Genomic DNA, 21,715 nt, shown 5'->3' with positions numbered 1-21,715 from the left:
ATTACATGACCAAGTCTCTACCTGGCCGTTATATCTACGGGGGTAGATTAATCCACATCTTTGGGTGGTTTCGGAGCGAAACCGGCATTGAGTTCGATAGCCGGGACGAGGGTCTCGGAATGCGTACGGCCCCTCGAGGGGCCCCTCGGCCGCCGCGCATACGGGTGGCTGGATATGCGCGGTGTCCGGGTGCGAGTGATAGTGGGCCCACGCCGTCCGGCCCCCCGGTTCGAGGCAGGGCAGTGCGTCCGCTTTCAGCCTTCGAGGAGGACTGCCATGCGTTCAGCCACGCCTGTCACCTGGGGCGGATGCCTGATGGCGGTCGCGCTCACCACGACGGCCTGCGGCGCGAGCGGGCAGAACGGTGCTGGAACGGACTCCTCCGGAGTGGTGCGAGCCTCCTGGGCCGACCCCCAGAACCCGCTAGAACCCGCCAACACCAATGAGGTCCAAGGCGGCAAAGTGCTCGACATGATCTTCCGGGGCCTGGTCCGCTACGACCCACGCACCGGACGGGCGCAGAACATGCTCGCCCGGAAGATCACCACGGCGGACTCCCGGAACTTCACCATCACGCTGAAGCCCGGCTGGCGCTTCTCCGACGGGGAGCCGGTCACCGCCCGCTCCTTCGTCGACGCCTGGAACTACGGCGCCAGCCTGAAGCACAATCAAAAGAACGCCTACTTCTTCGGCTATATCGACGGCTACGAGAAGGTCCACCCACTTTCGGGTAAACAGCGCGCGAACACCTTGTCGGGCCTGCGGGTCACCGGGCCGCTTACGCTCACCGTGCGGTTGAACCAGAAGTTCTCCACCTGGCCGACGACGCTTGGTTATGCGGCGTTCGCACCACTGCCGCGTAGCTTTTTCACCCATCACTCCAGCTGGCTGAAAAGGCCGGTGGGCAATGGCCCGTACACCGTGACGTCCTATACCAAAGGGTCCCAGATGTCCCTACGGAAATGGGACCGCTATCCGGGCCGGGACAAGGCGCGCAACGGCGGCGTGGACCTGAAGGTCTACACCGACAACAACACCGCCTACACCGACCTGACCGCGGGCAACCTCGACCTCGTCGACGACGTGCCCGCCGCACAGCTCAGGAACGTCAAGGCCGACCTCGGCGGCCGCTACCTCAACACCCCCGCCGGCATCATCCAGACCCTCGCCTTCCCGTTCCACGACAAGCGGTGGAACACCAAGGACGGCTGGAAGGTCCGCAAGGGCCTGTCCATGGCCATCAACCGCAAGGAGATCACCGAGAAGATCTTCCAGAGGACCCGCACGCCCGCCACCGACTGGACCTCACCGGTGCTCGGCGCCGAAGGCGGCTACCGGGCCGGGCTCTGCGGCGAGGCCTGCACCTACGACCCGAAGCGCGCCAGGCAACTGGTCAAGGAGGGCGGCGGCATCCCGGGCGGCCGGCTGACCATCGCCTACAACGCCGACAGCGGCAGCCACAAGGAGTGGGTGGACGCCGTCTGCAACAACATCAACCGGGCCCTCGGCAAGGACACCGCCTGCGTGGGCAGCCCCACCGGCACCTTCGCCGACTTCCGCAGCAAGATCGCCCAGGGGAAGACGACCGGGCCCTTCAGGGCCGGCTGGCAGATGGACTACCCCCTCATCCAGAACTTCCTCGAGCCCCTCTACTACACGGACGCCTCGTCCAACGACGGCAAGTGGTCGAACAAGACCTTCGACCGGCTGGTGAACGAGGCCAACGCCGAACCCGACACCGCCGCGGCGGTCAAGAAGTTCCAGCAGGCCGAGGACGTGGTGCGGGACCAGATGGCCGCCATCCCGCTGTGGTACCAGAACGGCAGCGCCGGCTACTCCGACAAGATCTCGCACGTCGCCCTGAACCCGTTCAGCGTGCCCGTCTACGACCGGATCACGGTCAAGAGCTGAGGCGGCCCGGCATGGGACGGTATCTGATCCGGCGGCTGCTCCAGATGATCCCGGTCTTCTTCGGCGCCACCCTGCTCATCTTCCTGATGGTCAACGTGATGGGGGACCCCGTCGCCGGACTCTGCGGCGAGCGACGGTGCGACCCGGCGACGGCCGCCCAGCTCAAGCGAGAGTTCGGGCTCGACCGACCGGTGTGGCGGCAGTACCTCACCTATCTCGGCAACCTGTTCAGCGGCGACTTCGGCACCGCCTTCAACGGGCAGCGCGTCACCGAGCTGATGTCCACCGCGTTCCCGGTCACCCTCCGGCTCACCCTCGTCGCGATCGTCTTCGAGGTCGTCATCGGGGTCACCCTCGGGGTGCTCACCGGGCTGCGGCGCGGTCGCTGGCTGGACACCTCCGCGCTGCTGGTCACCCTCGTCGTCATCTCGGTGCCGACGTTCGTCACCGGCCTCGTGCTGCAACTGCTGCTCGGCCTGAAGTGGGGGATCATCGCACCGGCGGTGTCCACCGCCGCCCGCTTCGACGAGCTGATCGTCCCCGGCCTGGTGCTCGCCGCGCTCTCGCTCGCCTACGTCACCCGGCTGACCCGGACCTCTCTCGCCGAGAACCGGAGCGCCGACTACGTCCGCACCGCGATCGCCAAGGGCCTGCCGCGCCACCGGGTGATCACCCGGCATCTGCTGCGCAACTCCCTCATCCCCGTGGTCACCTTCATCGGCACCGACATCGGCACGCTGATGGGCGGCGCCATCGTCACCGAGCGGATCTTCAACATCCACGGTGTCGGCTTCCAGCTCTACCAGGGCATCCTCCGCCAGAACACCCAGACCGTCGTCGGCTTCGTGACCGTCCTCGTGCTGGTGTTCCTGCTGGCGAACCTGCTGGTGGACCTGTTGTACGCGGTGCTCGACCCGAGGATCCGCTATGGCTGAGCCCGGCTCCGCCACGCCCGAGTCCGCGGGAGACCCGGCCGCCTCCGGGATCGACGCGCCGGAGTCCACCCCGCCGGCGCCGGCGGCCGGCGAGCCGACCGGCAGGCCACGCAGCCTCTGGTCCGACGCCTGGCACGACCTGCGCCGCAACCCGGTCTTCGTGACCGCGGCCCTGGTGATCTGCTTCCTCGTCCTGATCGCCCTGTGGCCATCGCTGATCGCCTCCGGCAACCCGCTCGACTGCGACCTGATGAAGGCCCAGCAGGGCCCGTCGCCCGGCCACCCCTTCGGCTACGACGGCCAGGGGTGCGACGTCTACACGCGCACCGTGCACGGCGCCCGCGCCTCCGTCACGGTCGGCGTGTGCGCCACCGCCGGGGTCGCCCTGCTCGGCTCCGTGCTCGGCGGTCTTGCCGGATACTTCGGCGGGGTCTGGGACGCGGTCCTCTCCCGGATCAGCGACATCTTCTTCGGCATCCCCGTCGTCCTCGGCGGCCTGGTCCTGCTCTCCGTGGTGACCAGCAACACCGTCTGGCCGGTGATCGGCTTCATGGTGCTGCTCGGCTGGCCGCAGGTCTCCCGTATCGCACGCGGCGCGGTGATCACCGCCAAGGAGAACGACTACGTCCAGGCGGCGCGCGCCCTGGGCGCCTCGCACTCCCGGCTGTTGCTGCGGCACATCGCCCCCAACGCCATCGCGCCCGTCATCGTCGTCGCCACCATCGCGCTGGGCACCTACATCGCGCTGGAGGCCACCCTGTCGTTCCTCGGCGTCGGCCTGAAGCCGCCCAGCGTCAGCTGGGGCATCGACATCTCCGCCGCCTCCCCCTACATCCGGGGCGCCCCGCACATGCTGCTCTGGCCGGCCGGCGCGCTGGCCGTCACCGTGCTCGCGTTCATCATGCTCGGCGACGCGGTGCGTGACGCCCTCGACCCGAAACTGCGCTGAGGAGCCGCCGTGCTGACCAGGCCCGACATGATCCGTCCCGAAGGGTCACGGCTGCTGGACGTGCGCGACCTGCACGTGGAGTTCCGCACCAGGGACGGCGTCGCGCGTGCCGTCAACGGCGTCAGCTACAGCGTCGGGGCCGGCGAGACGCTGGCCGTGCTCGGCGAGTCGGGCTCCGGCAAGTCCGTCACCGCACAGGCCGTCATGGGCATCCTCGACACGCCGCCCGGCCGGATCACCGGCGGCGAGATCCACTTCCGCGGCCAGGATCTGCTGCGGCTCGGCGAGGACGCCCGACGCCGGGTCCGCGGCGCCCAGCTTGCCATGATCTTCCAGGACGCGCTCTCCGCCCTGAACCCGGTGCTCAGCGTCGGCCGGCAACTCGGCGAGATGTTCACCGTGCACCAGGGCCTGACGCGCAGGCAGGCCCGCGCCCGTGCCGTGGAACTGATGGACCGCGTCCGCATCCCGGCGGCCAAGCAGCGCGTCGGCGACTACCCGCACCAGTTCTCCGGCGGGATGCGCCAACGCATCATGATCGCGATGGCGATCGCCCTGGAACCCGCGCTGATCATCGCCGACGAGCCGACCACCGCCCTCGACGTCACGGTCCAGGCGCAGGTGATGGAGCTGCTCGCCGAGCTCCAGCGCGAGTCCACCATGGGCCTCGTCCTCATCACCCACGACCTCGGGGTGGTCGCCGGCGTCGCCGACCACATCGCCGTGATGTACGCCGGCCGGATCGTGGAGACCGCCGCCGTGCACGACATCTACAAGGCGCCCGCGCACCCGTACACCAAGGCGCTGCTCGACTCGATCCCGCGGCTTGACCGCAAGGGCAGGGGCCTCACCGCCATCCGCGGCCTACCGCCCGACCCGCTGCGCGTCCCGACCGGCTGTGCCTTCCGACCGCGCTGCCCGCTCGCCCAGGACGTCTGCGCCACCGAGCCGCCGCTGCACGAATCCGGCCCGGCCCGGCGCAGCGCCTGCCACTTCTGGAGGGAGACGCTCGATGGCTGACGCAGCGCCGCCCGGCCCGCCCGCGCCGCCCACGCCGCCCGCGGTTCCGCGGGAGGACGCCCGGGGCGCCCCGGCGGCCGACCGAGAGCCGCTGCTCGACGTGCGCGGCCTCGTCAAGCACTATCCGCTGACGCAGGGCGTGGTGTTCCAGCGGCAGATCGGCGCGGTCCGCGCGGTCGACGGGGTCGACCTGCGCCTGGCGCACGGCGAGACGCTCGGCATCGTGGGGGAGTCCGGCTGCGGCAAGTCGACCCTCGCGCGGCTCCTCGTCCAACTGGAGCGCCCCACCGCCGGCACCATCACATACCGGGGCGAGGACGTCACGCGGCTGAGCGGACGGGCCCTCAGGGCGGTGCGCCGCAACATCCAGATGGTCTTCCAGGACCCCTACACCTCCCTGAACCCCCGCATGACGGTCGGCGACATCATCGGCGAACCGTACGAGATCCATCCCGAGGCCGCGCCCAAGGGCTCACGGCGGCAGCGGGTGCGGGAGCTGCTGGAGGTCGTGGGGCTCGACCCGGACTGCGCGGGCCGCTACCCGCACCAGTTCTCCGGCGGTCAGCGGCAGCGCATCGGCATCGCGCGCGGGCTCGCCCTACGGCCGGAGATCATCATCGCCGACGAGCCCGTCTCCGCGCTCGACGTCTCCGTCCAGGCACAGGTCATCAACCTCATGGAGCGCCTCCAGGACGAGTTCGAGCTGTCCTTCGTCTTCATCGCCCACGACCTGTCGATCGTGCGGCACATCTCCGACCGGGTCGGCGTGATGTACCTGGGCCGGATCGTCGAGACCGGCACCGACGAGGAGATCTACGAGCACCCGACGCACCCGTACACCCAGGCGCTGCTGTCCGCGGTGCCGGTCCCGGACCCCGATGCGCGGAACGCCTCGGAACGGATCATCCTGGCGGGTGACGTCCCGTCGCCGGCGGCGATCCCGTCCGGGTGCCGGTTCCGCACCCGGTGCTGGAAGACGGTGGAGCGCTGCGCGCGGGAGGAACCTCGGCTTGCGGTGCCGGCGGTTTTCGGCACGGCAGCCGGTCCCGCGGCCCATCCTTCGGCGTGCCACTGCGTGGAGCGGGGCTAGGGGGCGGGACGGTGGCGGATACGGCTTCCGGCCACCGTCCGGTGGTCCGGGCGCGACGGAAACGGCCCCTTTCGGTCGGTGGCGATCTCGCGGCCTCGTTGTGGTTGGTCGCGCAGTTGCCCGCGCTCCTGATGCGGGCGCTGTGCGCCCTTGGGGGGGCACGTAGTGCCCCGTCAAGGGGCGCGGGGAACTGCGCGAGCAACCCACCACCGGGCCGGTGGTCCGGGCGCGACGGATACCGCCCCACCGGGCCGGCAACCGCCCCGCAGGGCGCCCCGCGGCGAACCCGGAACCGTTTAACGACGATGCAACGCCGCCGACGTCACGGCGATATACGTACGTCCCATCCTGATGGACGTACGGCCGTGCGGGTGCCGTTGAGATCGGCCGGGACGCGAATGCCAAGGCGCGGCATGTCCCGGCCGATCACCCGCGCCCCTCGGGGGGGCGCCCCGGCTCAGGACCCGGCAGCCGGTCCGGTCGGGCCCAGGGACCGCTTCAGGAAGTCGACCTGGAGCAGCAGCAAGTTCTCCGCCACCTGTTCCTGCGGCGTCATGTGCGTCACCCCGGACAGCGGCAGCACCTCGTGCGGGCGGCCCGCCGCGAGCAGCGCAGAGGAGAGCCGCAGGGAGTGCGCGACCACCACGTTGTCGTCCGCGAGGCCGTGGATGATCATCATCGGGCGGTGCGGCTCGGCGGGCGCCACCAGCGTGCCGTCCGCGACGAGCGAACTGTGCGCGTACGCCGCCGGCTCCGCCCCCGGATCGCCCAGGTAGCGCTCCGTGTACTGGGTGTCGTACAGCCGCCAGTCCGTCACCGGGGCGCCCGCGATGGCCGCGTGGAACACGTCCGGCCGGCGCAGTACCGCCAGCGCCGCCAGGTACCCGCCGTACGACCAGCCCCGGATCGCCACCCGGTCCAGGTCCAGCGGGAAGCGGCCGGCCAGCGCGTGCAGGGCGTCGATCTGGTCGTCCAACGTGACCGTGAAGTCGCCGTGGATCGCCTTCTCCCAGGCCGGCGAGGGCCCCGGCGTGCCCCGGCCGTCCGCGACCAGCACCGCGAATCCCTGGTCGGCGAACCACTGCGAGGTCAGATGGGCGTTGTGCGCGGCCCGTACCCGCTGGGCGTGCGGGCCGCCGTACGGGTCGAGCAGCACCGGCAGCGGGCCGTCGCCTTCGCGATAGTTACCGGGCAGCAGAACGGCGCACGGAATCCGGCGCGCACCCGCGGCGCTCCGGCCGCCCGCACCGATCGTCGCGCCGTCCTCAGCTGCCCGTGCACCCGCGTGATCACGTGCGCCCGCGCGGGGAGGATTGAGTGCGCCCCCGGGGCGTACGGCCTGCTCACCGCCGGTCTGTGCACCCGGGACCGGGCCGTCGGCGGCCGGTTCCGACGCGGTGGCCGGTGCCACCGCCTCGGTGAGCGTCACCCGGGGCGTGCGGCCGGGGCGCTCGGCGTCCGAGGCGAGGGTGGTCAACCGCTTGCCGTCGCGCAGCACCTGGGCCGCGACACCCGGCGTCCGAAGCGTCGCCGACGCCAGTACCGTCAGCGCGCCGGAACGCACCGCACCGTGCACCCCGGGCTCCTGCGAGACGCGCTCCACCCCCAGTTCGTTGACGCGGTACACATGCACCTCGCCGATCTCCGGCAGCTCCGCGGCCTCGCCGGCGGACGCCGCGACGAGCACGTCGTCGTCCGAGACGTCGAGCACCGCACGCACCTGCAACTGCGGCCCGGTCAGCGGCCGGTCGCCCACCGACAGCACCCGGGCGCCGCCCTCGTCCGCGATCCGCACCAGGTGGCCGCTCGGCGACCAGCAGGGCGACCCGGCGAAGAGGTCGAGCCACCGTTCGTCCTCGTCGGCGTGGACCATCCGGGTCGAGCCGGTCTCCGGGTCCACGGCGAGGAAGAGCTGGCTGCGCTGGTCGCGGGCCTGCACCAGCAGCAGCGGCGGCCCGTCGGACGACCAGTGCACCCGGGCCAGATAGGGGTACCGCGCCCGGTCCCAGGTCACCTCGGTACGCGAACCGGCCAGATCCAGCACGAACAGCCGGACGTCCGCGTTGGCCGTGCCCGCCGCCGGGTAGGCGGTGCGCGCCGGCTCCCGCTCGGGCTGCGCGGGGTCCGCGATCCACCACCGCTGCACCGCGGTGTCGTCGACGCGGGCCACCAGCAGCCGGTCGGACTCGGGCGACCACCAGAAGCCGCGCTGGCGCCCCATCTCCTCGGCCGCGATGAACTCCGCGAGACCGTAGCCGACGCCCTCCGACTCCGGCTCGGCGAGCGCCCGGTCGGCCGCGGTGCCCCCGTCGCCTTCCGCTTCCGCGGCGTCGGCGACCGGCACGACGCGCAGGGCGCCAACGGACACGTAGGCCACCTGCCGGCCGTCCGGCGAAGGGCGCGGGTCGAGCACCGGGCCCGACACCGGGAGTTCGCGCGTCGTGGCGGTCGTGAGGTCCGTCGCGAACAGCCGGCCGGACAGCGCGAACGCCGCCCACCGCACGGCCCCGTCCGTCGCATAGCCGACGATGCCGGCGCCGCCTTCCCGGCTGCGTTCGCGCCGGGCCCGCTCCGCCGCGGACAGCCGCTCCGGCGCGGTGCCCAGCAACGCCAGCGGATCCGCCACCACCCGCTCCGTGCCCTCCGGTCCCTCGGTCAGGTCGAGGACCCACAGCACTTGGGCGCGGTCGGTGCCGGAACGCGACCGGAGGAAGGCGATTCGTTCGCCGTCCGGCGCGATCGTGAACGCTCGCGGCGCTCCGAGGGTGAAGCGTTGGGTGCGGGCTTGCCGGCGCGGAAAGGAGTCCTGCGGGTCCCGCGAAGCGGGCGCGGACGGCCCCTGCGTACCGGTCGCCGGGCGAAGGTGCGAGGCGGGGCCGTGCCCGGGGCCGCCGTGCGGGGGGTGTGCTGGCTGGGTGCTCATCCTCCGAGACTAAAGTGCGGCTCGCCGGGTCAGGGGACGGCGCACGCCATGCGCCCCTCGTGCTGCCGTGCACCACGTATGTGCGATTCAAGCCCGGCGAACGGATAGTTATGATCAGTTGCGCTGGGTGGGTACCCCGGGGGCACGTCCCTCGGGCAAAATCTCTCTTGGCTCGTCATGTTGTGTGTCGTCATGTTTGCGTGTGTTACGACTGATCCTGGAGGTGGGCCGCCGTGGCACTCTCGATTTCGGTGGTAGTGCTGCTGCTGGTCATCGTCTTCATCCTGATCAAGAAGTCCGGTCTCAACGCCGTGCATGCCATCGTCTGCATGCTCCTGGGCTTCTACCTGGCCAGCTCCTCCATCGCACCCACCATCACCGAACTCACCAACAACGTGGCAGGCATGATCAGTAACATCAAGTTCTGACCGCCCTGCGCGCCCCGGCTCCCGTACCGACGCGCGGTGCGGCGCGCCCGTCCGCCGTCGCGTGACCCGAGCACCCCCGAGGGTCCACCCATGCCTCCGTACGCAAGGCTGGGCGCACCCCCGGCCCTGGTGCGTCTCCCGGGCCGTGTCTCTTGGGCACGGTGGTCCGGCCGGGCTTCCGGGCCTCATAGGGTGGGCCCATGACACAGTTGCCCGCTCGGCGTCTGCTCCTGGTCCACGCCCACCCGGACGACGAGTCGATCACCACCGGCGCCACCATGGCCAAGTACGCGGCCGAAGGCGCCCATGTCGCCCTGGTCACCTGCACGCTGGGCGAGGAGGGCGAGGTCATCCCGCCCGCGCTCGCCCATCTCGCCGCCGACCGCGACGATCGCCTGGGTCCGTACCGTGCGGGTGAACTTTCCGTGGCCATGCGCGAACTGGGCGTCACCGACCACCGTTTCCTCGGCGGCCTCGGCCGCTTCCGTGACTCCGGGATGATGGGCCTCGCCCAGAACACCCGGGTGAACGCCTTCTTCAGCGCCGACGTCGACGCCGCGGCGGCGCTCCTCGCCGACGTCATCCGCGAGGTGCGCCCCCAGGTCCTCGTCACCTACGACCCGAACGGCGGCTACGGCCACCCCGATCACATCCAGGCCCACCGGGTCGCCATGCGCGCCGTGCAACTCGCCGCCGAGCCCGGGGCGACCGGCGCCGCGCACACCGTTCAGAAGGTCTACTGGAACCGTGCCCCGCGCTCCGTCGTCGAGGACGGATTCGCCCGGCTGGCCGCCGAGTTCGACCGGTTGCCGTTCCCCGCCGTGGCCACTCACGCGGACGTGCCCGGGCTGATCGACGACTCCGAGATCACCACGCGGATCGACGGCACCGCCCACGTCGCCGCCAAGGCCGCCGCGATGCGCGCGCACGCCACCCAGATCGACGTCGTCGAAGACTGGTTCGCGCTCTCGAACCACCTCGCCCAGCCGATCTTCCCGGTGGAGTACTACCAACTGGTGCGCGGCGGCGAGCACCGGCCGCCGGACGCGGCCCCCGAGACGGACCTCTTCGAGGGCGTCGCAGTATGAAACGGCGCCCGGGGGCCAGGAGGGGGTGCTCCGGCGCGGGGCGAACGACGCGGTGGGCGCCCTTGGTGGCGCGTGAGCACGCACACGTACGGACGGAATTGGTGAGGGCTTGATGAACACGGCGAAGAGACCGACGGTCCCCGGGGGCCCCGGGAGCTACCTCACCCGTCCGCCCGACCCCGCCCGGATCGCCGCGTACCTGGGCCTGTTCGTGCTCGGCGCGGTGATCGGAGCGGCCGGTGCGCTCATCCAGGACGCCTGGTTCCCCGGCGGTCTGCTGCTCGCCCTGGCGGGCGCTGCGGGCCTGTTCCTGGGCGGTGAGCGGGCCATCGGTACCCGTGCGGGCGCCGTCGCTCCCGGTGCCGGTTGGCTGATCGCGGTGCTGCTGCTCACGGCCACCCGTCCCGAGGGCGACTTCCTCTTCGGCGCCGGAGTCGGTTCGTACGTGTTCCTCCTCGGGGGTTTGGCAGCCGCGGTGATCTGTGCCACCCTCCCCCGAGACATCCAGGGCCAGGGCTGATCCCCGGTGCCCCGGAAACCGGGCGGCGGATCTGCCCGTCCAGGTGAGTGACCCACCACTTCGCTGTGACCTGACCGATCTTGCCTGCGGGCGGCGTTCGTTCACCGGCGCCGGAAGCGGTCCGAGAGTGGTTAGTAAGGTGGTGCGCGCCGTCGAGCCTCCTCCTGCCCCGGCGGGGGGACCCCAACGCCCGGGGCGTGCCCAGGGGGAGAACGGGCGGCGGAGCCAAACAGGAGAACCTGCCTTGAGTCGAGAAACTGACAATTCGTCCTCCGGACCCCAGGGCGCCTACCCCTCGGGGACACCGCCCTATGGCACGCCGGCGCCGGGCACCGCCCCCGGCGCGGACGGCGCGGACGCGCAAGGGCAGGCCGCCGGAGGTGCCTCCCCGGCCCTTTCCGGCACCGAGGGTGCACCCCCGCAGCAGCGCAAGACGGAGACCAGGCTGACCACCAGGGTCCGGATCAACATTCCCGGATCCCGACCCATCCCGCCGGTCGTGATGCGCACCCCGATGTCAGACCTGGACGGCTCCGGCGCCGCGGCCGACGCGAAGGACGCCGCGCAGACCGGGGCCGGCGACGCGGGGAGCGGCCCGGGCGCACCGGGTGCCGCAGGCCCCGTCGATCCCGCCGCGGCCGGTGCCGGCGACAGCACGGGCGCCCAGGCGGCAGGGGCTGCGCCGGGCGGGCAGGAGCAGCGCACCAGCGACTGGTTCGCACCACCCCCGCGCAAGCAGAGCGGGTCACGCGGGGGCCCGTCCTCCGGGAGCACGGACGGCGCAGGCACCTCCTTCGACACCGGCTCATCCTTCGACCCCGGCACCTCCTTCGGGTCGGGTGCGGACATCGGCTCCGGCACGGGATCCGGTCTCGGCGCGGGTTCGCCCTACGACACGGGGTCCCACGCAGCGTTCGACACGGGTTCCCAGGCGGCGTTCGACACGGGCTCGCACGGGGCGTCCGGGTTCGGCGCGGGCTCCGGTTCGGCCTTCGACGGCACCGGTGCGGACGGGGGCTCCACCACCCCGGCCGGGCTGCCGCGCCGCCACACGGACCACGGACCGAGTTCCTACAGCGGTGGCACCGGCGGCGATGCGTTCGGGGACTACTCCGAGCGCGGCGGATTCGCCGACCCCACCCCCTCGGCGGGCACCCCGATCGACCCGACGTCCGGCGCGCCGCGCCCGGGGGGAACTCCCGCGGCGCCCGAGGGGCCCGACACCACCCCGCGCAGCGGCCTGTACGACCTGTTCGGCGACGTGCCCACCGACGAGTCCACCGGGGCGCACAGGCGTTCCGGCCCGGCCGGCGGAGTCCCCGGGGCCGACGACCCGGGGTCAGCCGGCGCCGTGGCCACCGGGCCGATGGGCACCGGCCGTGGCCCGCGCGACTCCGACCTCGCGTACTTCTCGGAGGACGGTGCACGATCCGGCCCTGCCGGCCCCACCGGCGGGCCCGTCACCGGCGACAGCGCCCTGCCGACACGGACGCGCACCGGGGGCGCCGGCTCGGCGACCGGCGCCCCGACGGCCGGTGGCCCCGTGGGCGGCGGCCCGATGGGCGGCGAGCCGTCCGGCCCGCCGCGCCGGATGAGCGACGACACGGCCGAGCTGACGCCGGTCAAGCCCGCACGCGGACCCGAAGAGAACGTCTCAGGGCACACGGTCACCAGCGGCATCCCGGTCGTCCCGGCCAACCAGAGCTCACCGTTCGGTGCCTCCGGCGAACCGCCGGAGCCCTCCGAGAGCGCGCTGACGCACACCCCGCCTAAGCTTCCCGAGCCGGCCCCGGCCAAGAGCAGCCCGAAGCCCGCCGCCGCCCCGCCGAAGAAGAAGGGCGGCAACAAGCTGGTGCTGCTGGGTGCGGGCCTGATCGTGGTGGCCGGCGGCGCGTACGGCGCCGGGCTCCTGGTGGGCCACTCCGACGTCCCCAAGGGCACCACCGTGCTGGGCGTCGACATCGGTGGCGGCACCCGCGACGAAGCCGTCAAGAAGCTCGACGCGGCCTTCGGCGACCACACGAAGCAGACCCTCCCGCTCTCCGTGGCCGGCAAGACCGTCCCGCTCAAGCCCGACCAGGCCGGGCTCGCGCTGGACATGGACGCGACCGTGCAGGCCGCCGCGGAGCGGGACTACAACCCGGTCACCGTCATCGGCTCGCTGTTCGGCAGCACCCGTGTCGTGCAGCCGGTGATGCCCGTCGACGAGGAGAAGTTGCAGGCCGCCCTGCAACGTGCCGCGGGCGGTGCGGGTTCGGCGGTCGACGGCACCATCAAGTTCGAGAAGGGCCGCGCGGTGGCGGTCTACGGCAAGAGCGGCAAGGGCATCGACGCCGGCCGGTCCACCGCGGCCGTGGAGCAGGGGTACGAGGCACTGGTGGAGAAGGGGCACGTCGACCCGGTGCAGGTCCCGCTCACCGAGCGCAAGCCCACCGTCTCCGACAGCGAAGTGGACCGGATGATGCGCGAGTTCGCGGTGCCGGCGATGTCGGGCATCGTGAAGATCAGGGCCGGCGGCCAGGAGATCCCGTTCGGCCCTGAGCGGTCGCTGCCGCAGATCCTCGGCGTGCAGGCGGTCAACGGCAAGCTCGTCGACACCTACGACCGTGCCGCCGTCAAGCGGCTCTACGGCAACATCTTCGACGGGATCCTCATCACACGGGCCAACGGCAAGAAGACGCCGGTGCAGCCCGAGGATGTGATCAGCGTCATGCGCAAGGCCCTGCTCGGCAGGTCCGCCGAGGAGCGGATCGGCGTCATCGACCTCAACCCGAACTGACCGCGTGGGGCGCCCGTCGGGCACCCCGTACGCGGTGGTCAGGAGGTCGACTCGAATACGCCGGCGTGCCCCGGCGTATTCCTGTCATGCCTTCACCCATGACATCTGTCATCCCCAAGGCACGACCTCCGACACTGATGCTGGGGCGCTGCGCCCGTCAGGATGGGGGTATGACGACGACAGTTTCAACCGCCGCCACCTCGGGCGCCGCCACCTCGGTGGTCCGCTTCGAGCAGGTGGCGAAGGCGTACGGGGACGTACGGGCGGTGGACGGGCTCACCCTGGACCTGCCCGCCGGCCAGACCGTGGCCCTGCTCGGGCCGAACGGGGCGGGCAAGTCGACCACGCTGGAGCTGCTGCTCGGGCTGCGCAACCCGGACCAGGGCACGGTCCGGCTGTTCGGCGGCACGCCGCGTGAGGCGATCGCCGCCGGGCGGGTCGGTGCCATGCTCCAGAGCGGTGGCCTGATGGACGAGGTCACGGTCAGGGAGCTGGTGCGGCTCGCCTGCGATCTGCACCCCAAGCGGCATCCGGTCGACGAGGTGCTCGCCCAGGCCGGCATCTCCCAGATAGCCGACCGCAAGGTCAACAAGCTCTCCGGCGGCCAGGAGCAGCGCGTACGGTTCGCGCTGGCCACCGCCGGCGCCAACGACCTGATCGTGCTGGACGAGCCCACCACCGGCATGGACGTCTCCGCCCGCCAGGCCTTCTGGGCGACCATGCGCGAACAGGCCGACCAGGGCCGCACGGTGCTCTTCGCCACGCACTACCTGGAGGAGGCCGACGCGATCGCCGACCGGGTGCTGGTGCTGCACCGCGGCAGGCTGCTCGCCGACGGCAGCTCCGCCGAGATCAAGGCCAAGGCGGGCGCCCGCCGGATCTCGTTCGACCTGGAGGGCCTCGACGAGGAACTCGAGCGCCGGCTCGCCGAGCTGCCGTTCCTCAGCAACATCGACGTCTCCGGGCGCACCGTGCGCATCCAGTCCACGGACGCCGACGCCACCATGCACGCCGTCTACGGGCTCGACCTGTACCCCCGCAATCTCGAAGTGGCCGGGCTCGGCCTGGAGCAGGCCTTCGTCGCCATCACCGCAGCCGAGGAGGCCAAGACCGCATGACCAGCCTGATCCGGCTCGAACTCACCCGGGCCCTGCGCAACCGCAAGTTCCTGTTCTTCTCGGTGGCCTACCCGTGCGTGCTGTTCCTGATCATCGCGGGCAGCGCGGGCAGCGACACCGAGGTCAAGGGGACCGGGCTGACCCTGGTGACCTTCTTCATGGTGTCGATGGCGTCGTTCGGCGCGCTCACCGCCGTCCTGATGGGCAACAGCGAACGCATCGCCAAGGAGCGCGAGAACGGCTGGGTGCGCCAGCTGCGGCTCACCACGCTGCCCGGCCGCGGCTACGTGTTCGCCAAGATCTCCAGTGCCGCGGTGGTCAGCCTGCCCTCGATCGTCGTGGTCTTCGTCGTCGCGGCCGCTGCGAAGGGCGTACGGCTCGGCGCCGGGCAGTGGCTCGCGCTGACCGGTGCGATCTGGGCGGGCAGCCTGGTCTTCGCGGCGCTCGGGGTGGCCATCGGCTACCTGGCGACCGGTGACGCGGTCCGGCCCATCACGATGATCATCTACTTCGTGCTGTCCATCCTGGGCGGCCTGTGGATGCCCACGACCACGTTCCCGAAGTGGCTCCAGAACATCGCCGATTACCTGCCCACGCACGCCTACGCCGGTGTCGGGCAGGCCATCGAGCTGGGCGATGTCCCGCACGGCAAGGACTTCGCCATCCTCGTGGTCTACTTCCTCGTCTTCGCCGGCGCCGCCGCCTGGCTGTACCGCAAGGACACCCGGACGGCATGAGCGTCGTGCACGAGGACGTGCCACAGTCGCGGTCGGGGTCGCAGGCGCCCGCGGCGACGGTCGTGTCCGAGGACCGCCCAGGGGGCCTGCAGATTCCTTACGGCAGGCCCCCCAGGAACCGGCGCGAGGCCGTCCGCAAGCTGTTCTGGATGGTCATCTGGCTGGTGTACCTGAGCCAGCCGGCGAGCAGCCTGGTGCGCGGCGAACACGGCACCGCAGGCACCGTCTGGGGGTGGACGGGGCTCGCGATCTTCGTGGTGTCGTACATGTCGCTGGTGTTCCGGCACACCAGCCGCGCCCTGGAGCGCCCCCGTGTCTGGTGGATCCTCGTCGGGCTCTGCGCCCTCTCGACGGCGTTGACCTGCACCCTCGGCCAGGCCTGGGTGGTGCTGTACGTGTACGTCGCGGTGGCCTGCGGCGCCACGTTGCCCCTCCCGCTCGCCGCGTACGCGATCCTGACCGTGGCCCTCATGGCGGAGGGGTTCGGCATGCTGGCCGACGGTGAACCGAAGCACGGCTTCAACCCTGGCACCATGCTGGCCATCCTGCTCGGCGGCTTCGCGATGACCGGCGTACGACAGCTGGTGCTGACGACCGTGGAGCTGCGCCGGGCACGCGCCACCGTCGCCCAGCTCGCCGCCAACGAGGAACGCCTGAGGCTCGCCCGCGACCTGCACGACCTGCTCGGGCACTCGCTCTCCCTGATCACGCTCAAGAGCGAGCTGGCCGGCCGGATGCTGCCCGGCGCGCCGGACAAGGCCGCCCAGCAGGTCACGGACATCGAGCAGGTCAGCCGCCAGGCCCTCGCCGACGTCCGCGAGGCGGTCACCGGCTACCGCCGCCCGCGGCTGCTCAGCGAACTCGCCGGCGCCGAGGTGGCGCTGACCGCAGCCGGCATCACCCCCGTCGTCCCGGCCAAACCCGACCTGGAACTCCCCGCCGACCTCACCGAGGAACGCGAGTCGGCCCTGGCCTGGACGTTGCGCGAGGCGGTCACCAACGTCGTCCGGCACTCCGGGGCCCGGCGCTGCACGATCGACGTGAAGCGCCGCCAGGCCCTGGACGGCCCCTGGCTGGAACTGTCCGTCGAGGACGACGGCACGGGCGGCTCCGCCACCCCAGGCAACGGTCTCACCGGCCTCACCGAACGCCTGGAAGCGGTCGGCGGCACCCTGGAGGCGGCGTCCCGGCGGCGCAACGGTTTCCGCCTGCTCGCCAACGTCCCCCTCACCACCCCGTCCGCCGAAACGGCCCCCGTAGGATCCGGTGCATGAGCCACACGATCAAGGTCCTCCTCGCCGAGGACCAGTCGATGGTCCGCGAGGCCCTGGCCGCGCTGCTCGGCCTGGAACCGGACATCGAGGTGGTCGCCCAGGTCTCCCGCGGCGACGAGGTGCTGGCCGCGGCACGTGCCCATGACGTGGACGTGGCGCTGCTCGACATCGAGATGCCCGGCAAGAGCGGCATCGAGGCCGCCGCGGAGACCCACCGCGCGCTCCCCGGCCTCAAGCTGGTCATCCTCACCACCTTCGGCCGCCCCGGCTACCTGCGCACCGCCATGGAGGCCGGCGCCGACGCCTTCCTCGTCAAGGACGCCCCCGCCGCCCAGCTCGCCGAGGCGATCCGCAAGGTACTCACCGGCGAACGCGTCATCGACCCCACCCTGGCCGCCGCAGCCCTCGCAGAAGGCGCCAACCCCCTCACCGAACGCGAACGCGACGTCCTACGCGCCGCCGCCGACGGCTCCACCAACGCCGAACTGGCCACCACCCTCCACCTCTCCCCAGGCACCGTCCGCAACTACCTCTCCACGGCCATCCAGAAACTGGCCGTCCGCAACAGGACGGAGGCGGTACGGATAGCCAGGGACAAGGGGTGGTTGTGAGCAAGAGAGCCCGTCCGGCGTTTGAGGACGAGCCTGAAGGGCGATGACCGCGCCCCGGGCGCGCCCCGGAAGCAAGAACCCGGCTCGGGCGTCAGTTGAGCATCGCCCGAGCCGCCCGCGCGCGCCGAAGCAACACGTCCGCCGCCCCCCGATCCACCGCGCCCACCACCTTCGCATACGCCTCGAACTCCGCCGCCCCGGCGAGATACTCCCCCCGCTGCACCAGCAACTCCGCCCGCTCCTGCCGCAACCGGGCCGGGTGCGACGGCAGTTGCAGCATCAGCTCCACCGCCCACAGGGCCACGTCACTGTGCTCCGGCCGCGCCGCGGCCCACGCCCGGATGTTGTTGAGGATGCGCACCACCACGTCGAGCGGATCCGCGGGCCGCAGCATCGAGGCCTCCAGCGGCGTCCCGGCCGCCCCGGCGACGATCCGCTGCGTGTCGACGTCGGTCAGGACCCGTCCTCCGTGGAACGGGTCCACCAGTACCTGACCGGACAACTCCGCCCCCGACGCCGCGTGCTCCGCGCCCGCTTCGGCGGCCCGTTCGCCGTACGGTCCGATGCCCACCACGAAGTGGCCCGGCAGCGCCACCCCGTACACCGGCGCCCCGGCCCGCCGCGCCACCTCGATCCAGACGACGGACAGCAGGATCGGCAGACCGCGGCGCCGGCGCAGCACCGTGTGCAGCAGCGAGGAGTCCAGCCGCCGGTAGTCGCCGGGTGTGCCACGGAAGTCGTAGCGTCCGCCGAGCAACCCGGCCAGCGCGCGCGCCCAGGCGTGCGATCCGCCGGGTCGGAACGGCAGTTCGCCCGCCAGCCGGTCCAGCTCGACCTGGGCCGCGTCGATGCCCGCCTCGTCCAGGGCACCGTCCGCCTGCGCGGCCACCAGCAGGCACAGCCGGGCCAGGTCCGGCCGCTCGGACCGGGCCTCCACGGCGAACGCCCGCCGCCACTCGGCGGCCCGCTCGGGCTCCGGGGGCCGCGGCGTGCACTGGGGGTCGTGCGGGTCGTGCGGGGGCTGGTCGGGGTGCGACGAGGGCATGCGGCTGGCCTTTCGGGCGGTCGGCGTACGGGCCGTCACCCCCGATAGTGGTGGTAGAGGTGGTGCACGTCGAATCCCATTCCGCCGTACATCGTCGTCGCCACCGTGTTGTCCGATTCGACCTGGAGCCAGGCCGCCGACGCGCCCTCGGCCAGCGCCTGCCGGGCGAGCGCTGTCATCACGGCCGTCGCGAGCCCACGGCGCCGGGCGTGTGGCGCCACCTCGACGGCCATGAAGCCCGCCCAGCGTCCGTCCACCACGCACCGCCCGATCGCCGCGGGCACCCCGGCGTCCGTGCCGTCGGTCTCGGGCACGGAGGCGAACCACACCGAAGGCCCCGCGGTCAGCACCGCCCGCACCACGGGGTCCGGTTCGGCCGCGGCGTCGCCGGTCCGGTTGTACTGCCGCAGCCATCCGGCGTCGATCTCCCGGGCGAGTCGCACCCGCCGCACGGTCGCTTCACGTGCGTCCGCGTCGCCGCCCTCGCCGGCGTCGGCGAGCGGCGCCAGCGGGGCGATCCGCAGTTCGGACGACACCTCACGCACCCAGCCGGCCGCCTCCAGCCGGGCGCCGAGCAACTCCTGGGTGCCCTCGGCACCGGTCGAGACCTGGACGTAGGGCGGCAGGCCGCGCTGCGTGTACCAGGCACGCACCCGGGACAGGGCGGTATCCAGGGGCAGCCCCGGATCCCCCAGCGGCAGCACCGAGTTGGCCCGGCGGGTGAACGCCACGCGCCGCACCTGCGCACCGGCACCGTCCCCCGGTACCGTCCGCACCGCGGCGCGCAGCTCCCAGTCGCCGAGGCGCTCGCGTTCCACCGGCTGCCAGGCGCGTGCGGTGATCCGGGCCAGTTCCTCGTAAGATGCGGCGGGGCCGCGGCGTCTGGCCGGTGCCGCGGGTACCACCTTGCCAGCGACGAGCGAGGATTCCTCGATCCTGACCCGGTCACCGAAGCGGCGCGTGATGATCAGCACACCATCGTCCCACGATGTGAGAACACCGACCGCGTCCGTGAATGTGGCGCCGGAATCGGGGGACCCCACCAGGCGGCGCACGGAAACGCGTTTGCCCACGTCAGCGGCGGTAATGCGGACAGCAAGGCGCCCCTTGGCGGCGAATTCCACGGCTTGGCCCACCCCTCGTGTTCGGATCCGGTCCCAGACCGGAGATACTAGGTGCGGGCATCGACGAGCCGCGCTCCCGCGCGCCAGGCGGCGGGCCTGAGGAGGCCCGCAAGCGCCCTATCGAGGAGGAACGACAGCGTGACCTACGTCATCGCGCAGCCTTGTGTGGACTTGAAGGACAAGGCGTGCATCGAGGAGTGCCCGGTCGACTGCATCTACGAGGGCCAGCGGGCCCTCTACATCCACCCGGATGAGTGCGTCGACTGCGGTGCCTGCGAGCCGGTCTGCCCGGTCGAGGCGATCTTCTACGAGGACGACACTCCGGAAGAGTGGAAGGACTACTACAAGGCGAACGTCGAGTTCTTCGACGAGCTCGGCTCGCCCGGCGGCGCCAGCAAGCTCGGTCTCATCGAGCGCGACCACCCCTTCATCGCCGCGCTGCCGCCGCAGAACCAGTAAGCACCCGCCCATCCGGCGGGCTTCCGCCCCGCCGGCGAGCAGGCGCGCAACGCGCAGGCAGCCGCGCCCCGCACGCCCGACCCGGTGCCGCTGGCCTGAGTCCCTCGGACCACGCAGGTCTCGGCCACCCGGATCGTCGGCCGAGGCAGTGAGCGGCCCGGCAGTTCCGGGCGCTGTGCAGCACCGGGGAGCGTCGCATCGGTCCCGTACGGCCCGCCGCCGTGCGGGACCGAGGCATGTGGCGGGGCGGTGGGAGCGGCTGGCTGGAATCATGGGGGTGGTGGCCGGCCGTGGTCCCCGGGCGCCCGCCGCCCGACGAGCGGCGGCCGACCGCCCGGGTACCGAGCCGCCCGCGGCCCGCGGTCCCGCGCGGGCACCGATCGCAGGCTCGCGGCCCCGATCCGCAGCACTCGGAACCGGAACGCCAACACGAACCGGAACGCGAACACGAACCGGAACACGAACAGGACCGCGGGCACCGATCCGCAGGAACAGGAAAGTGAGCACCGTGTCCAGCACCGCCTCCGCGTCCACCCCTGACTCCCCTTCCACCCCTCCGTCCTCCTTCCTGGCGGTCTCCGACCGGCTGCCGGTCTTCCCCTGGGACCGGCTGGAGCCGTACAAGGCGACCGCGACCGCTCACCCGGACGGCATCGTGGACCTGTCCATCGGCACCCCGGTCGACCCGGTGCCCGACCTCATCCAGAAGGCCCTCGCCGAGGCCGCGGACTCGCCGGGCTACCCGACGGTGTGGGGCACCCCGCAGCTGCGTGACGCGCTCACCGACTGGTGCGAGCGGCGGCTCGGGGCGCGCGGCCTGACCCACCGCAACGTGCTGCCGATCGTCGGCTCCAAGGAACTGGTCGCCTGGCTGCCCACCCAGCTCGGCCTGGGCCCCGGCGACCGGGTCGGCTACCCGCGGCTCGCCTATCCGACGTACGAGGTCGGCGCCCGGCTGGCGCGCGCCGAGGCCGTCGACTACGACGACCCGACCGAACTCGACCCGACGGACCTGCGGCTGCTCTGGCTCAACAGCCCCTCCAACCCGACCGGCCGGGTGCTCGGCAAGGACGAGCTGACCCGCATCGTCTCCTGGGCGCGCGAGCACGGCGTGCTGGTCTTCAGTGACGAGTGCTACCTGGAACTGGGCTGGGCGGCGGAGCCGGTCTCGGTGCTGCACCCGGACGTCTGCGGTGGTTCCCACGAGGGCCTGGTGGCCGTGCACTCGCTCTCCAAGCGGTCCAACCTGGCGGGCTACCGTGCCGCGTTCCTCGCCGGTGACGAGCGGGTGCTCGGCGAGCTGCTGGAGATCCGCAAGCACGGCGGCATGATGACGCCCGCCACGACGCAGGCCGCGGTCATCGCGGCGCTCGGCGACGACGAGCACGTGCGCGTGCAGCGCGAGCGTTATCTCGCGCGGCGCGCTGCGCTCCGGGACGCGCTGCTGAAGCACGGCTTCCGGATCGAGCACAGTGAGGCCAGCCTCTACCTGTGGGCCACCCGGGACGAGTCCTGCTGGGACACCGTCGCGCACCTGGCCGACCTCGGCATCCTGGTCGCGCCCGGCGACTTCTACGGCCCTGCCGGTGACCGCTTCGTGCGCGTCGCGCTCACCGCGACGGACGAACGTGTCGCGGCGGCGGTCCACCGCTTGGCCTGACGCGGTGCGGCGCGGCTGACACGACGGCACCCCCCTCAGGGGCG

18 protein-coding genes are annotated in these 21,715 nt (G+C 72.1%); 15 read left to right on the top strand and 3 right to left on the bottom strand.

The annotated features are described in order from the left end of the window. Window positions 1-276 precede the first annotated feature (276 nt). Genes NQO67_RS24415 through NQO67_RS24395 form a run of 5 tightly spaced genes read left to right on the top strand, consistent with a single transcriptional unit; the run spans window position 277 to window position 5,905 of the window. Complete coding sequence (locus NQO67_RS24415) at window positions 277-1,911, top strand: peptide ABC transporter substrate-binding protein (RefSeq protein ID WP_255952353.1); 1,635 nt, start codon at window positions 277-279, stop codon at window positions 1,909-1,911. A gap of 11 nt (window positions 1,912-1,922) precedes the next feature. Continuing rightward, window positions 1,923-2,846, top strand: a complete 924-nt coding sequence (locus NQO67_RS24410; RefSeq protein ID WP_255952352.1) for an ABC transporter permease — start codon at window positions 1,923-1,925, stop codon at window positions 2,844-2,846. Beyond that, a complete protein-coding gene (locus NQO67_RS24405; RefSeq protein ID WP_255952351.1) occupies window positions 2,839-3,795 on the top strand; it encodes an ABC transporter permease in 957 nt (318 codons plus the stop codon). Before NQO67_RS24410 ends, NQO67_RS24405 begins: the two co-directional genes overlap by 8 nt. 27 nt (window positions 3,796-3,822) lie before the next feature. Further along, window positions 3,823-4,815, top strand: coding sequence for an ABC transporter ATP-binding protein (locus tag NQO67_RS24400; protein ID WP_255952443.1), 993 nt, complete (start codon window positions 3,823-3,825; stop codon window positions 4,813-4,815). Next, window positions 4,808-5,905, top strand: a complete 1,098-nt coding sequence (locus NQO67_RS24395; RefSeq protein WP_255952350.1) for an ABC transporter ATP-binding protein — start codon at window positions 4,808-4,810, stop codon at window positions 5,903-5,905. The genes NQO67_RS24400 and NQO67_RS24395 overlap by 8 nt, the downstream gene beginning before the upstream one ends. Before the next feature lie 457 nt (window positions 5,906-6,362). On the opposite strand, the gene NQO67_RS24390 is transcribed toward NQO67_RS24395, so the two are convergent. After that, the gene (locus NQO67_RS24390; protein WP_255952349.1) at window positions 6,363-8,828 is read right to left on the bottom strand and encodes a S9 family peptidase; all 2,466 of its coding nucleotides are present in this window, start codon (window positions 8,826-8,828) and stop codon (window positions 6,363-6,365) included. Between the two features lie 233 nt (window positions 8,829-9,061). Between NQO67_RS24390 and NQO67_RS24385 the strand changes: the two genes are divergently transcribed. The 8 genes from NQO67_RS24385 (at window position 9,062) to NQO67_RS24350 (ending at window position 17,383) form a co-directional block, all read left to right on the top strand. Beyond that, entirely contained in the window at window positions 9,062-9,256 is a 195-nt protein-coding gene (locus tag NQO67_RS24385; protein WP_255952348.1) for a hypothetical protein, read from the top strand. A 200-nt stretch (window positions 9,257-9,456) separates the two neighbouring features. Next, window positions 9,457-10,344, top strand: coding sequence for an N-acetyl-1-D-myo-inositol-2-amino-2-deoxy-alpha-D-glucopyranoside deacetylase (mshB, locus tag NQO67_RS24380; RefSeq protein WP_255952347.1), 888 nt, complete (start codon window positions 9,457-9,459; stop codon window positions 10,342-10,344). Window positions 10,345-10,456: 112 nt separating this feature from the next. Next, complete coding sequence (locus NQO67_RS24375; RefSeq protein ID WP_255952346.1) at window positions 10,457-10,864, top strand: DUF6113 family protein; 408 nt, start codon at window positions 10,457-10,459, stop codon at window positions 10,862-10,864. Between the two features lie 244 nt (window positions 10,865-11,108). Further along, window positions 11,109-13,643, top strand: a complete 2,535-nt coding sequence (locus NQO67_RS24370) for a hypothetical protein (protein WP_255952345.1) — start codon at window positions 11,109-11,111, stop codon at window positions 13,641-13,643. Between the two features lie 170 nt (window positions 13,644-13,813). After that, a complete protein-coding gene (locus NQO67_RS24365; protein WP_255952344.1) occupies window positions 13,814-14,761 on the top strand; it encodes an ABC transporter ATP-binding protein in 948 nt (315 codons plus the stop codon). Continuing rightward, window positions 14,758-15,498, top strand: coding sequence for an ABC transporter permease (locus NQO67_RS24360; RefSeq protein ID WP_255952343.1), 741 nt, complete (start codon window positions 14,758-14,760; stop codon window positions 15,496-15,498). The genes NQO67_RS24365 and NQO67_RS24360 overlap by 4 nt, the downstream gene beginning before the upstream one ends. Beyond that, window positions 15,495-16,772, top strand: coding sequence for a sensor histidine kinase (locus NQO67_RS24355; protein WP_374119084.1), 1,278 nt, complete (start codon window positions 15,495-15,497; stop codon window positions 16,770-16,772). Before NQO67_RS24360 ends, NQO67_RS24355 begins: the two co-directional genes overlap by 4 nt. Then, complete coding sequence (locus tag NQO67_RS24350) at window positions 16,769-17,383, top strand: response regulator transcription factor (RefSeq protein WP_255952342.1); 615 nt, start codon at window positions 16,769-16,771, stop codon at window positions 17,381-17,383. The genes NQO67_RS24355 and NQO67_RS24350 overlap by 4 nt, the downstream gene beginning before the upstream one ends. Window positions 17,384-17,474: 91 nt before the next feature. Here NQO67_RS24350 and NQO67_RS24345 read toward each other — a convergent pair whose 3' ends face one another. Both NQO67_RS24345 and NQO67_RS24340 read right to left on the bottom strand, forming a co-directional pair. After that, complete coding sequence (locus NQO67_RS24345) at window positions 17,475-18,428, bottom strand: transglutaminase family protein (protein WP_255952341.1); 954 nt, start codon at window positions 18,426-18,428, stop codon at window positions 17,475-17,477. 35 nt (window positions 18,429-18,463) lie between these two features. Further along, entirely contained in the window at window positions 18,464-19,552 is a 1,089-nt protein-coding gene (locus tag NQO67_RS24340; protein ID WP_255952340.1) for a GNAT family N-acetyltransferase, read from the bottom strand. A 138-nt stretch (window positions 19,553-19,690) separates the two neighbouring features. Between NQO67_RS24340 and fdxA the strand changes: the two genes are divergently transcribed. Further along, window positions 19,691-20,011: a ferredoxin gene (gene fdxA / locus NQO67_RS24335; protein ID WP_255952339.1), complete on the top strand. Its 321-nt coding sequence runs from the start codon at window positions 19,691-19,693 to the stop codon at window positions 20,009-20,011. A gap of 568 nt (window positions 20,012-20,579) precedes the next feature. Further along, the gene (locus NQO67_RS24330) at window positions 20,580-21,671 is read left to right on the top strand and encodes a bifunctional succinyldiaminopimelate transaminase/glutamate-prephenate aminotransferase (protein WP_255952441.1); all 1,092 of its coding nucleotides are present in this window, start codon (window positions 20,580-20,582) and stop codon (window positions 21,669-21,671) included. The last annotated feature ends 44 nt before the right edge of the window (window positions 21,672-21,715 follow it).

Origin of the sequence: Streptomyces odontomachi (genome assembly GCF_024435355.1) — a bacterium.
GTDB classification, from domain to species: Bacteria; Actinomycetota; Actinomycetes; order Streptomycetales; family Streptomycetaceae; genus Streptomyces; species Streptomyces odontomachi.
The sequence above is the reverse complement of the archived record's forward strand: the minus strand, read 5'-3'. Positions and strand labels throughout refer to the sequence as shown.

What these genes read in the sequence shown, in the direction of transcription:
- NQO67_RS24415 (WP_255952353.1), top strand. Translation starts at nt 277, where the DNA reads ATGCGTTCAGCCACGCCTGTCACCTGGGGCGGATGCCTGATGGCGGTC.
- NQO67_RS24410 (WP_255952352.1), top strand. Translation starts at nt 1,923, where the DNA reads ATGGGACGGTATCTGATCCGGCGGCTGCTCCAGATGATCCCGGTCTTC.
- NQO67_RS24405 (WP_255952351.1), top strand. Translation starts at nt 2,839, where the DNA reads ATGGCTGAGCCCGGCTCCGCCACGCCCGAGTCCGCGGGAGACCCGGCC.
- NQO67_RS24400 (WP_255952443.1), top strand. Translation starts at nt 3,823, where the DNA reads ATGATCCGTCCCGAAGGGTCACGGCTGCTGGACGTGCGCGACCTGCAC.
- NQO67_RS24395 (WP_255952350.1), top strand. Translation starts at nt 4,808, where the DNA reads ATGGCTGACGCAGCGCCGCCCGGCCCGCCCGCGCCGCCCACGCCGCCC.
- NQO67_RS24390 (WP_255952349.1), bottom strand. Translation starts at nt 8,828, where the DNA reads ATGAGCACCCAGCCAGCACACCCCCCGCACGGCGGCCCCGGGCACGGC.
- mshB (WP_255952347.1), top strand. Translation starts at nt 9,457, where the DNA reads ATGACACAGTTGCCCGCTCGGCGTCTGCTCCTGGTCCACGCCCACCCG.
- NQO67_RS24375 (WP_255952346.1), top strand. Translation starts at nt 10,457, where the DNA reads ATGAACACGGCGAAGAGACCGACGGTCCCCGGGGGCCCCGGGAGCTAC.
- NQO67_RS24365 (WP_255952344.1), top strand. Translation starts at nt 13,814, where the DNA reads ATGACGACGACAGTTTCAACCGCCGCCACCTCGGGCGCCGCCACCTCG.
- NQO67_RS24360 (WP_255952343.1), top strand. Translation starts at nt 14,758, where the DNA reads ATGACCAGCCTGATCCGGCTCGAACTCACCCGGGCCCTGCGCAACCGC.
- NQO67_RS24355 (WP_374119084.1), top strand. Translation starts at nt 15,495, where the DNA reads ATGAGCGTCGTGCACGAGGACGTGCCACAGTCGCGGTCGGGGTCGCAG.
- NQO67_RS24350 (WP_255952342.1), top strand. Translation starts at nt 16,769, where the DNA reads ATGAGCCACACGATCAAGGTCCTCCTCGCCGAGGACCAGTCGATGGTC.
- NQO67_RS24345 (WP_255952341.1), bottom strand. Translation starts at nt 18,428, where the DNA reads ATGCCCTCGTCGCACCCCGACCAGCCCCCGCACGACCCGCACGACCCC.